Here is a 12,900-nt window from a genome sequence, read left to right on the forward strand (position 1 = left end):
AAATCAATAACTTCTTGATTTTATAACAGAATTTCAAAGATCGTTTTTTATTTTCAATTTCTTTATGTCAGTTGGCACAAAGAAAGGAGGAGGTGCCCGTAGGGCGGAGGAGGAGAATTTACAATCTTATTTATTGAATTTCTTTTTATACCATTATTATGAAACAACTAATTATTATCGCACTTCTTTTATCTTCCTTATCAGTTAGTGCATCGGGCAGAATCGCCCCTCCTGATTATCCAAACAACCGTTATCCTTTGGTACAGAAACCCTATCTGGATTTACCATTGGGATCAGTGAAAGCCAAAGGTTGGCTACATGAAATGCTTGTCCGCCAGAAGGCCGGAGCAAGTGGCCACATGGATCAACTGTATCCTCACGTAATGGGCCAACGTAACGGATGGCTGGGTGGAGATGGCGATCAGTGGGAACGTGGACCGTACTGGATAGATGGTTTATTACCCTTAGCCTATATACTTGACGATAAGGAATTACAGGCAAAAGTTCAACCATGGGTAGAGTGGGCATTAGAAAGTCAAAAGGCGAATGGATTTTTCGGACCGAATAAAGACTATCCCCATGAATCCGGTATTCAGCGGGATAACGCCCATGACTGGTGGCCCCGGATGGTAGTATTGAAGATTCTTCAACAATATTACTCGGCAACCCAGGACGAACGCGTTATCAGTTTTATGAGCAGATACTTCAAGTATCAGTTAGAAACACTACCCGAAAAACAATTAGGCAACTGGACTTTTTGGGCAAGATACCGTGCAGGCGATAATTTAGATATCATATATTGGTTGTATAACATAACCGGCGAAACTTTCCTGCTCGATTTGGGAAAATTAATACACAGCCAGGCACATAACTTTATACACATGTTCTGTTGTACAGACGATTTGAAGAAGTTCAATACCATCCACTGTGTAAATCTGGCTCAGGGAATAAAAGAACCGGCCATTTATTACCAGCAAGATAGTAATAAGGAATACCTGCATACACTAAAAAAAGGTTTTGCCGATATCAAAATGTTCAACGGACAGGCTCAGGGCATGTATGGAGGCGATGAAGGACTGCATGGCAACAACCCCACACAAGGCGTAGAGTTATGTTCGGTTGTAGAAATGATGTACTCGCTGGAAAAAATAATAGGCATAACAGGCGATCAGGACTATATGGAGCATCTGGAAAAAATAGCCTTCAATGCTTTACCAACACAGGTAACCGATGATTTTATGTACAAACAATATTTTCAACAGGCTAATCAGGTAATGGTAACGCGGCATCACCGTAATTTCTATGAAGATACTAACCATGGTGGTACTGATATTGTTTTTGGTACTCTGTCGGGATATCCTTGTTGTTTCTCGAATATGCATCAGGGATGGCCTAAGTTTGTTCAGAACCTTTGGTATGCTACACCCGATAATGGTTTGGCAGCCTTGGTTTATTCTCCTTCGGAGGTAACGGCCAAAGTTGGTGGTGGTATAACCGTAAAAATGGTGGAAGATACCTATTACCCAATGAATGATAAAATACGTTTTACCTTAAATATAGAAACCAAACGTATTAAAACTGTAAGTTTCCCCTTCCATATACGTATTCCTTCCTGGTGTGAAGAAGCTGTTATCACCATAAATAACCAACCTTATAGAACAGTAAAAGGTAATGTTGTGGAAGTAATCGACCGTGAATGGAGTACTGGAGATATTGTGGAACTACACATGCCAATGGGTATTCAGATTGATGATACCTGGCACGAAAAATCCATCACAGTACAAAGGGGACCACTGATGTATGCTTTAAAGATTGAAGAAGAGTGGACTAAAAAAGACTTCACTGATAACGAAAAGAAACAATATGGTGAATCGTACTGGGAAGTAACTCCTAAAACACCTTGGAATTACGGAATACTTCAATTCGATAAGAATAAAACTAAAGAGGTATTTCAGGTTAGTGTAAACGAGGAGAAAATGAAAGCTGCTTATTTCTGGAATCTGGAAAATGCTCCAATAGAAATGAAAGTAAAAGCTAAAACAATACCCAACTGGAAGCTTTATAACGAAATGGCTGGTCCAATACCGTTTTCGGTAAGATGGGAAAACGAACCGGTTAAAGAAATTACTTTAATACCGTATGGATGTACCACATTGCGTGTATCGCAGTTTCCGGTGGTAAGGTAGCTAGTAGTTAGTAGTTAGTAGTTAGTAGCTAGTAGTTAGTAGTTAGTAGTTAGTAGTTAGTAGCGATGCCGCATGGATTCTACTAACTACTAACTACTAATTACAACGGCACATACTCCACAAACGCCTCCATAGCCTCGTACGAAGCAAGTCCTAAATCATCGTACAATGCAGCAGTAGCCCTGTTTCTGTCTTCCGAACGTTGCCAGAACAAACGTTCGTCATTACCAAGGAACGGAGCGCTTTCCATTTGCGATTGATGTTTCAGGATGGAGTTACGTTTAGCGCGCAATTCTTCCGGACTGATAGGTACAGCCATTTCAATGTTTTCAATTTCCCATTCGGCCCAAGCACCACGGTACATCCATATACGACAATCTTTCAACCATTTGGCGTTTGCCTCTTTTTCAATATCAATAGCTGCCAGAGCGGCATCCAAACATACACGGTGTGTACCATGAGGATCGGCAAGGTCGCCGGCAACAAATATCTGATGAGGCTTCACCTCACGAAGGAATTTAAGAATAACCTCTACATCGGCTTCGCTGATCGGATCTTTTTGAATCTTACCGGTTTCATAGAATGGTAAATCAAGGAAATGGCAGCGGTTAAGCGGAATATTGTTATATGTACATGCTGTACGAGCTTCACCACGACGAATTAACCCTTTCAGTGTTAAGATGTCTTTGCTATCCAGATCACCTTCTTTCTTTTCTTTAAGATATTTACGGATCTCAGTATATTTCTCGTTGATACTGGCATTACCACCGTTATCGAAGAGTTGGTTAAAGCCATTTATAAAGTGTAGGAAACGAATAACTTCTTCATCGCCAACAGCAATGTTACCAGATGTTTGGTAAGCAACATGCACTTCATGCTTCTGTTCAACCAGTCTGCGAAGGGTACCACCCATCGAAATAACATCATCATCGGGATGCGGAGAGAAGATTACCACACGTTTGGGGAAAGGCTTGGCACGTTCCGGACGATAGGTATCATCGGCATTGGGTTTACCTCCCGGCCATCCGGTAATGGTATGTTGGAAGTCATTGAATATCTTGATATTCACATTGTATGCCGAACCATACAGAGCAAGAAGCTCACTCAATCCATTCTCGTTATAATCCTTATTGGTAAGCTTAAGTATGGGTTTCTTTACAATAGAACAAAGCCACACAATTGCACTACGGATAAGTTTATCGTTCCAGTCGCACGAGGTAACCAACCACGGACGTTGAATACGTGTAAGATTGCTTGCAGCCGACAAGTCGATAGCTACATGTGCATTGTTGTGCGTTTGCAGGTACGATGCCGGAATAGTATCCGTAACATTACCTTCCACACTGGCTTGAATCATCTGAGCCTTGTTTTCGCCCCATGCCATGAGGTATATTTTCTTGGCGCCCAGAATGGTAGAAATACCCATGGTAATAGAACTTACCGGAGTAGCATCAATGTTACCAAATGTTTTGGCAGCATCATTTCTAGAATCAATATCCAAAAGAATTAAGCGGGTAACAGAGTTGATACGCGAACCCGGCTCATTGAATGCAATATTACCAACACGGCCTATTCCAAGAAGAGCAACATCAATACCACCAAAACTTTCAATACGTTGTTCGTATAAGCGGCAATATTCAAAAATAGTGTCTTTAGGAGTTGTACCGTCGGGACTGAATATGTTTTGCTTATCAATGTCCACATGGTTCAGCAGCATTTCTTTCAAAGAGTTCAGGTTACTGTTAACTGCATCCGAAGTTAACGGATAGTATTCATACAAATTGAATACAATAACGTTACGGAAACTCAGTGCTTCTTCTTTGTGTAAACGTACAAGTTCGGAATATACGCCACGTGGTGATTCGCCACCAGCCAGCGCTAATACACAAAAACGTCCACTCTTTTGTTTATCGCGGATTGTTTCGGCAATATCAGCAGCAATGTGTTTGGCACCCTCTTCAACCGATTCGTAAATGTCTGTAGGAATTTTCTCTAAACGGGTCAGAACTGACCTCTCAAATGCATTCTCGGGTTTGTAATATTTAGGGGAAACCCTGTTGAGAGTGATTTGAGAACTAAGGTTTGTTTTCATAAAATTTAGTTATGTAAGATTAAGTCAATAAATAATCTCGAATTTGCAAAGATATTAATAAGTTTTTGAGTTTTTGAGTTTATTATGGTTAATTTAGACACGGATTGCACGGATGACACGGATTTTAAAACACGGATTTAATTCATATAATTGCAAGCATTTACCCCGACAGGGGTAATATGTGCATAACCTCTCTTTTCCTCTGATATTAAATCCGTGTTTTAAAATCCGTGTCATCCGTGCAATCCGTGTCTAAAATAATCCAGCTATCAGCATCTTTCCATACCGGAAACTTCTCGCGGAATGTCTGTAGAGATTGCAAATCTATTTCAATTGTTTCAATGGCTTCTTCGTTATCTTGTACTTTTCCTAAAAGCTTTCCTTTGGGAGAATACAATACACTTCCACCCTGATAATTAAGGTCATTACCATCTGTTCCAACGCGGTTTACTCCACAAACATAACACATGTTTTCCAGCGCACGGGCTGGCAGGAGAGTATCCCATACAGACTGGCGCGACGAAGGCCAGTTTGCTGTATAAACAAGTAAATCGTACTCATTGTTTACATTTCTGCTCCATACAGGGAAGCGTAGGTCGTAACAAATCAGCAGGCAGATGTTCCACCCCTGATAATTAACGATCAGTTTTTGGTTGCCGGCAGCAAAATGGTTAATCTCATCGCCCATACGGAAAAGGTGATGCTTATCGTAATAGCAAGCATCTTTATTAGGAGTAATAAAGAATCCCCGGTTATAGTATTTATTGTTTTCGGTAGCAATAAAACTTCCGGTAATGGCCGTTTGGTAGTGCGATGCCAGTTCTTTTAAAGTACGAATAGTGTTTCCGGTTACCGGTTCGGCCAGTTGTTCACTGTTCATTGAGAACCCGGTAGAAAACATTTCGGGGAGTATAACAAGGTTGGTTCCTTCTTGTAAAGATTCTAATTTCTTTTGTAACCGGTTTAGATTCTCTTCTATATTCTCCCAGATTATATTTGTTTGGAATAGTGAGACTTTCATAAAAATCAATAAGCAAAATTCTCCGGATGCTTTCCATGGAAACCCTTGAAATAGCTCTTAATTTCAATCATATCCTTATCAATATCTCCCGAAGGGAAAAGCGATTTTCCGGCAGTTATTGTTTTGGTTTTATAATCAATACCAATAAGTACAATAGGAACCTGTGCTTTTAAAGCAATATAATAGAATCCTTTTTTCCACTCAGAGTTAGCTTTCCGTGTACCTTCGGGGGTAATGGCCAAATCAAATGTCTTTTTTTCGCTAAACACTTTTGCCATTTGGTCTACCAGCGAAGTTTTCCGGTTTCGGTTTACCGGAATACCTCCTATGGCTTTGAATATGAGCCCCATAGGAAAGAAAAACCACTCCTTTTTCATCATAAAACTAGCTTTTTTACCAATGGTTCCATAGTATAACTTGCCTATAAACAAATCAAGGTTAGATGTGTGCGGTGCAGCACAAATAACAGACTTATCATATTTTGGAACCGTGAAAACAGCTTTCCAACCCAGAATTTTAGTATAGATAAAACTATAGATTGCTTTCTTCATTCTTTATGTTACGATTAAATAGAACAAAAGGTTAAAAACCAGAAGCAATTCTTCTGACTTTTAACCTTTGTTGTTCTTAGGTGTATTTTATCAATTTAATTTTTCTAAATCATCAATAATAGCATTGACTTTAGCATTAAAATCTTCACGGAATTTTTTATAGAACGCTCTTATATTCCCCGATTCTGTATGGCTGATGCGGCTAATAAATTCATCCTGCATAAGAAGGATATCGCCCATTAACTTATCGGCTTTAACTTGATCGGTTCCCGGAATAAATTTGCTTTTCATTAAGCACTCGGCGAACAGTTCGCCTGCAATATAATTTACATTTTTTTTGAGTTCTCTTCTGCTTGCCATAGTTTTTTTCTTTTAAATGAGTTATACTATTCGCACCAAAGATATATACTTTTTATGGGTTTTGCGAATATTGGTGAGTTAAATTCAAATAATCCGGTCCAAAGTCTTAATAAAAAGAGTTTCATTATTACCTTTATTTAAAGTAACTCATTCGTATGTCAGATATCATTTGCTATTTTAACTGGGGTTCTCTTGGTGTACCACGTCTTCCTGTCATTAAGACTGACAAACACAGAATCAATGGAATACCCTATTAATAGTATTGCATCCAACTCGATAGTTGCTATATCATATCCATTGCGGCCTGTACGGTTTATCTTGCACCAAGTTGATGCATTTACAATAGAATCGGCCTCCAGCCAATCATATTTTAACCTTGAAGAATGTTCCTTATTTTGATTATATGGGTCTGTTGCGTATAGTTTGAGGTCAATCGAATCTACCTGATCCAAAGACTCTGTTGCTTTTATATAAAACCGAATATTCTTACCATTACTCACTGAATCTTGCCTTACAATTGAGACAATCTCATTCTCCAGAAAGATTGTAGGGTCATCTATAGTCCCTTTTTTACCCAATACATCTAAAGTATTAGCCCAAAAATAACTGTCAACATACCCTATATAGCATGTTGTTTCGATGAATGGAGTAATGTAAAGACAGTTAAATTCACTAATCTTGAGTTCTCCAATTTCAAAATCCAGATATAATACACGATCTTTATTATCAAGATATATATCCGAATTATATAAACAACAACGACCAGATACTGCTCCCCAATAATTCACTGTATCATTAACCACCCCTACACTCAGTTCAACAGAAAGCCCTGAAACACTTTTAATTTTTTCAGCTCTTTTGTCAAGTTTCACAGCTAATCTAATTGTATTGATGTATCCAGAAGAGTCACATGCAATGACTTTATACAATATGTCACTATTATTGAAGCTGCTGTCTGTCAAACAGAAAGACGATTCAAACATACTCCTTGACGTGTTTCTGCATCCAATAAAGAAACAGCTTGTCAACAGAAACATTAAGAGGTATAGAGAAGGTTTATAACTACTTATCAGGTTATATTCAAATTCGTTGCTCACATCTTTTTGTTTATGATTCTTTATTAATTGTCTGTAAAATTCCTATTGCTGCCAAAATTAACAAATATCTGTAAGGATAGCAACAACAGCCATATTTTAAGTTTATTGAAACTATTTGTTTTCCTTGCAAAAACTAATTCATTTCCTACGGAAATTTATTATTTTTATAACTGATATTTTTTCGTCCACCTATGGGAGAATTTGCGTCTACCCGTGGGAGAATTTGCGTATGCTCGTAGGGTACTTTTCGTCCACCTGCAGGTGGACGAAAAAGTTTTAGGTACAAAAACAATAAATTTGTGCGGAAATTGAGATAGATTTTGGGGAGATTTTGAATAGATTGCTTGCTTTCAGTTATAAAAACAATAGTGAATAAATCAATTGATTACTTGTTGGAAGAAAAAAGGATGTTTGTTTCAATGAAAAGCTGGGTAGGCAAACGCTTCACTGCGTTGCAAATAATCTTGTTGTTGCTTCAAATACAACTTCTCTAAATCTGCCCTTGAACATTTCAACTTTATACCCTTGTGTAATACATTCAAAAACTTCGTCATGAAAAGTAAAAATTAAATGTCTCAAATTTTTCCACCTCTCGGAACTATAACATGAATGCACTGAATTTATCTGTTCTTGTTCAACCAACCACTTTGAGTTAATAATTTCATGTGCTGTATATGCCTCCAAACCATGTTCGTATAATGGATGTCCGTGAATAACTTCATCATTCGGGCCACCAAATTTGTAATTAACAACATGAGTGAACTCAACTAATACTATCAAGTCCTCTATGTCCGAACTTGTATTTACAACTTTTACATAAGTTCCGTCCCAATTGGGATCTGGCTTGCCTAAATAATACACAAGAAATACCCGGTATCCATTTGATACAATATGTGGCATGGGCGCACCACTATCCCAAGTATATTCCCAATTTATAGGAACTGCTGTTTCCTCTCCTTTTTCCAAGGAAAGATTACGTTTCAGTATTTTCCGTTCTTTCCACAAGTTGTAACATGCTTGTGTGATGCTCCTTCCCGTTGACAATTTTTCAAGATTCTTTTCAATCTCAAGAAGTTGTTGCTCTATTTTTTCTATTTGGTTCATCTTAATAATTTTCAATTTCTCGGAACGTTTTGGTCAATTGTGTGAATTGTCTGTCCAAATCGTTCACTAAGTGGTAACGGGTAGGAGCCACTATCTTAAAATGATGTTGGGGAGCGAAGCACTAAAGCTTTACCTTTTTCTTTTTAATCTTAGATTCGTTGTGTAAACGATCTAATGCAGTAACCACATACTGATATTTGGTTTCACCATTTTCGTGAGGTAATAAATAGTAGTTGTTACGTGTTATTGCTACAATATGTGTGGCATCATCAATATTTATTTTCTCTTTTTTATTGAAGCGGTAAACTACATACTGTACTGCTTTATCCATTTCTTTTTTACTTTTCGGGGGTGTCCAGAATAACACATAACCATCTCGAACCCATACTGGTTTGAGTTTCTTTACCTTTTTGGGAGGCTTGTTATCAATGAAGTCGAACTGCGGAACCAAAGCCGGGTACTTATGGTATTCTGTAATCAAAGCATCCCGATATCTGCCTTCGTTATTTATAATGCCGGAGGCTGGCCAATGACAACTTCCCTGAACACTACTATATGTTCTTTGCAAAGCTATTTTACGTGGTAGCTGATTTACAGAGGGATTTTGAGGATCGGCATTCTGAATGGTGTTCGATACAGACTGCCCGATAAACAACGGACGGTTATAGCAATTAGTGGCCCACCAAGTTATCAATTCCTTATAATCAGCAGTTGGATGCCCTACATGCCAGTATATTTGTGGGATGTTGTAATCAACCCATCCTTTTTCAACCCATAATAAAACATCGGCATATAAATCATGGTAATTTTGAAGTCCATTGGTGTTGCTTCCGTTGTTATTGTCTGTTTTGTTTTGGTATATGCCAAATGGGCTAACACCAAACTTTACCCAGGGCTTAACCGAATGAATTGTTTTATGAAGCTTTCTTATCAGCCTGTTTACATTGCTTCGGCGCCAATCGGCCTTATTGGTAAATCGCTCGCCATAACGGGCGTAGCTGTCATTGTCGGGATAATCTACTCCGTTTACCGGATACGGATAAAAGTAATCGTCCATGTGTATGGCATCAATATCATAACGCTTTACTATATCGGCTACTATTTTACAAATATATTCTCTACACTCGGGCAATGCTGCATCAAAATACAATTTGTTATCGTAAGTGTAAAACCATTCGGGATGCTCATGATATATATGGTCGCTGGCCAAACTGTTTCTGACATTTGTTTTTGCCCGGTATGGATTTATCCATGCATGCAACTCCATTGCTCTTTTATGACACTCTTCGACCATAAATTCCAGCGGGTCCCATGTAGGACTGGGAGCAACTCCTTGTGTTCCTGTCAGGAAACGGCTCCAGGGTTCGTAAGGTGATTTATATAATGCATCGGCTTCAGGACGTACCTGAAACATAACTGCATTGATACCTGCTCTTTCAAGAACATCTAACTGATAAATGAGTGTTTCTTTCATTTTATCTGTCGACATTCCTTGAAACTGACCGTTTACACACTGTATCCATGCACCCCTGAATTCGCGCTTTGGATGTTCCTGCGCTTGTAACAGAAAGAGGTTTAGTGAAATAAAAAAGAATATTAATTTATAACGCATCATTGTTCAAATTAACTTAAGTAATCGCAAATATAGTGTTTTATTTACAACTGTCACATCTCTGTTTGATTATTTAATACTAACTTTGCGGACTTTCTCAATTTTCAATTTATGAAAAGTATAAATATAAAAGGAGCACGGGTAAACAATCTCAAAAATATAGATGTTAACATACCACGAAATAAACTTGTTGTTATAACCGGATTATCGGGCTCGGGAAAATCTTCGCTTGCATTCGATACTCTTTATGCCGAAGGACAACGCAGGTATGTGGAGAGTCTTTCATCTTACGCCCGACAGTTTTTGGGAAGGATGAGCAAACCCGAATGCGACTTTATTAAAGGAATTCCCCCTGCAATAGCCATTGAACAAAAGGTAAACAGCCGCAACCCACGTTCTACTGTTGGTACCAGTACCGAGATATACGAATATCTACGGTTGTTATATGCCCGCATTGGAAAAACATTCAGTCCGGTAAGTGGGCAGGAGGTTAAGAAGCACAGTACAGAAGATATTATAAACTGTATGCTTAGCTACCCCGAAGGTACCCGGTACACCATTCTTACTAAACTAAGGTTGATTGACGACCGTACCATTTCACAGCAACTCGAAATTGACCTTAAGCAAGGTTTCAACCGTCTTGAAGTAAACGGTGAAATGATCCGTATAGAAGATTATCAACCCAACGAAAAAGATACAATATACCTGTTGATTGACCGTATGGCTGTTGAAAACACCAAAGATGCAATCAGCCGTTTGGTAGATTCGGCCGAGACAGCCATGTACGAAGGGGATGGTACTTGTATGATACGTTTCTATATGCCCGATGGCACTACACAGCTTCACACATTCAGCACTATATTCGAGGCCGACGGAATTAAATTTGAAGAACCAAACGATAACATGTTCTCGTTTAATTCGCCTATAGGTGCTTGTCCTAAATGCGAAGGCTTTGGAAAGGTTATAGGTATAGACGAACAACTGGTTATTCCTAACCGGGCGCTCTCGGTATACGATGGTGCTGTTGTTTGTTGGCGTGGTGAGAAGATGAGCGACTGGAAAGATAATTTTATTCGCAATGCTGCCAAATTTGATTTCCCTATCTTTACTCCATATTACGAACTTACAGATAAAGAACGCCGTGCACTTTGGGAAGGTAACAAATACGTTGAAGGTATCAATGATTTCTTTAAAATGGTTGAAGAAAACCAATACAAGATTCAATACCGCGTTATGCTGGCCCGATACCGGGGAAAAACAACATGCCAGGTTTGCCACGGCACACGTTTAAAACCGGAAGCCGGGTATGTACGGGTAGGTGGAAAAAATATCAGCGAACTGGTTGACCTGCCAATTACCGATTTAAAAACGTTTTTTGATAATCTGGAACTAACAGAACACGATGCTGCAATAGCCAAACGTATTCTAACAGAAATAAACAGTCGCATCCGCTTCCTGATAAATGTTGGATTGGGCTACCTTACGCTTAACAGATTAAGTAACTCATTATCCGGTGGCGAGAGCCAGCGAATAAACCTGGCAACATCTCTGGGTAGCAGTTTGGTTGGTAGTTTATATATTCTTGATGAACCAAGTATTGGTTTACACAGCAGAGACACCGATAAACTTATTCATGTATTACGCCAGTTGCAGGAACTTGGAAATACGGTAGTGGTGGTTGAGCACGATGAAGAAATTATCCGTGCAGCCGATTACATTATTGATATAGGTCCCGAAGCCGGCAGACTGGGTGGAGAGATTGTGTACGAGGGTGATATGAACGATCTTCAAAAAGGTAGCAACAGCCACACTGTTCAGTACCTTCTGGGAGAAGACCTGATTCCAATTCCGCAACATCGTCGTCCGTGGAATAATTATATCAGCCTGACAGGTGCACGAGAAAACAACCTTAAAGGCATCAACGTAAAATTTCCATTGAACGTAATGACTGTAGTTACCGGAGTGTCGGGTTCGGGAAAGAGTACATTGGTTCGCGATATCTTTTACCGGGCATTAAAACGCGAACTGGATGAATGTAGCGACCGTCCGGGAGAATTTATTTCTATCGAAGGCGACCTGCACAACTTAAGGAATGTAGAGTTTGTAGATCAGAACCCCATTGGCAAATCGAGCCGCAGTAACCCGGTTACTTATATCAAGGCTTATGATGAGATTCGTAAGCTTTGGGCAGATCAACCCCTGGCTAAACAAATGGGATACACCGCCGGGCATTTCAGTTTTAACAGTGAAGGCGGACGTTGTGAAGAGTGTAAAGGTGATGGTACGGTTACTGTTGAAATGCAATTCATGGCCGATTTGGTTCTTGAATGTGAATCTTGTCACGGGAAACGGTTTAAAGCAGATACATTAGAAGTTAAGTTCCATGATAAGTCTATTTACGATATTCTGGAAATGACCATAAACCAGGCTGTAGAGTTCTTTACCGAACATAAACAAAAGAAAATTGTAAGAAGATTAAAACCTTTACAGGATGTTGGTTTGGGATATGTTAAACTGGGACAAGCATCATCAACCCTTTCGGGAGGTGAAAATCAGCGTGTTAAACTGGCCTATTACTTAAGTTTGGAAAAGGCAGACCCAACCATGTTTATCTTTGACGAACCTACCACCGGATTGCATTTTCACGATATACGTAAACTGATGGAAGCATTTGATGCTCTTATATTAAGAGGACATTCTATTGTTATTATCGAACACAATATGGATGTTATTAAATGCGCAGACTATGTTATAGACCTTGGACCCGAAGGAGGTAATAAAGGAGGATATCTGGTTGCAGCCGGAACCCCGGAAGAGATTGCCGCTTGCGAGGAAAGTTATACAGGAAAGTTTTTGCAGGAAAAGTTGTGAGTAATG

The 12,900-nt window shown here is 39.2% G+C and carries 9 protein-coding genes; 2 read left to right on the plus strand and 7 right to left on the minus strand.

The features are described from left to right. Nucleotides 1-158 precede the first annotated feature (158 nt). On the plus strand, nt 159-2,186 hold the full coding sequence (locus D0T85_RS08260) for a beta-L-arabinofuranosidase domain-containing protein (RefSeq protein ID WP_163212138.1): 2,028 nt from the start codon (nt 159-161) through the stop codon (nt 2,184-2,186). A gap of 100 nt (nt 2,187-2,286) precedes the next feature. Here the strand turns inward: D0T85_RS08260 and D0T85_RS08265 are convergent, their stop codons facing one another. The 7 genes from D0T85_RS08265 to D0T85_RS08295 form a co-directional block, all read right to left on the minus strand. Beyond that, nucleotides 2,287-4,278, minus strand: coding sequence for a glucosamine-6-phosphate deaminase (locus D0T85_RS08265; RefSeq protein ID WP_163212140.1), 1,992 nt, complete (start codon nt 4,276-4,278; stop codon nt 2,287-2,289). A gap of 208 nt (nt 4,279-4,486) precedes the next feature. Then, complete coding sequence (locus D0T85_RS08270) at nt 4,487-5,299, minus strand: amidohydrolase (RefSeq protein WP_163212142.1); 813 nt, start codon at nt 5,297-5,299, stop codon at nt 4,487-4,489. Nucleotides 5,300-5,304: 5 nt separating this feature from the next. Further along, complete coding sequence (locus D0T85_RS08275; protein ID WP_163212144.1) at nt 5,305-5,850, minus strand: 1-acyl-sn-glycerol-3-phosphate acyltransferase; 546 nt, start codon at nt 5,848-5,850, stop codon at nt 5,305-5,307. Between the two features lie 90 nt (nt 5,851-5,940). After that, nucleotides 5,941-6,210 (minus strand): hypothetical protein, encoded by a 270-nt coding sequence (locus D0T85_RS08280; protein ID WP_163212146.1) that lies wholly within the window; start codon nt 6,208-6,210, stop codon nt 5,941-5,943. 158 nt (nt 6,211-6,368) lie between these two features. Beyond that, complete coding sequence (locus D0T85_RS08285) at nt 6,369-7,082, minus strand: hypothetical protein (RefSeq protein ID WP_203558436.1); 714 nt, start codon at nt 7,080-7,082, stop codon at nt 6,369-6,371. Nucleotides 7,083-7,751: 669 nt separating this feature from the next. Continuing rightward, on the minus strand, nt 7,752-8,411 hold the full coding sequence (locus D0T85_RS08290; RefSeq protein ID WP_163212150.1) for a hypothetical protein: 660 nt from the start codon (nt 8,409-8,411) through the stop codon (nt 7,752-7,754). A gap of 121 nt (nt 8,412-8,532) precedes the next feature. Then, a complete protein-coding gene (locus D0T85_RS08295) occupies nt 8,533-10,023 on the minus strand; it encodes a glycoside hydrolase family 10 protein (RefSeq protein ID WP_163212619.1) in 1,491 nt (496 codons plus the stop codon). A gap of 111 nt (nt 10,024-10,134) precedes the next feature. Here D0T85_RS08295 and uvrA point away from each other — a divergent pair, with 111 nt between their 5' ends. After that, the gene (uvrA, locus tag D0T85_RS08300; RefSeq protein ID WP_163212153.1) at nt 10,135-12,894 is read left to right on the plus strand and encodes an excinuclease ABC subunit UvrA; all 2,760 of its coding nucleotides are present in this window, start codon (nt 10,135-10,137) and stop codon (nt 12,892-12,894) included. Nucleotides 12,895-12,900 lie beyond the last annotated feature (6 nt).

This window comes from Bacteroides sp. 519, from assembly GCF_010500955.1.
Classification (GTDB): Bacteria; Bacteroidota; Bacteroidia; order Bacteroidales; family Bacteroidaceae; genus Bacteroides.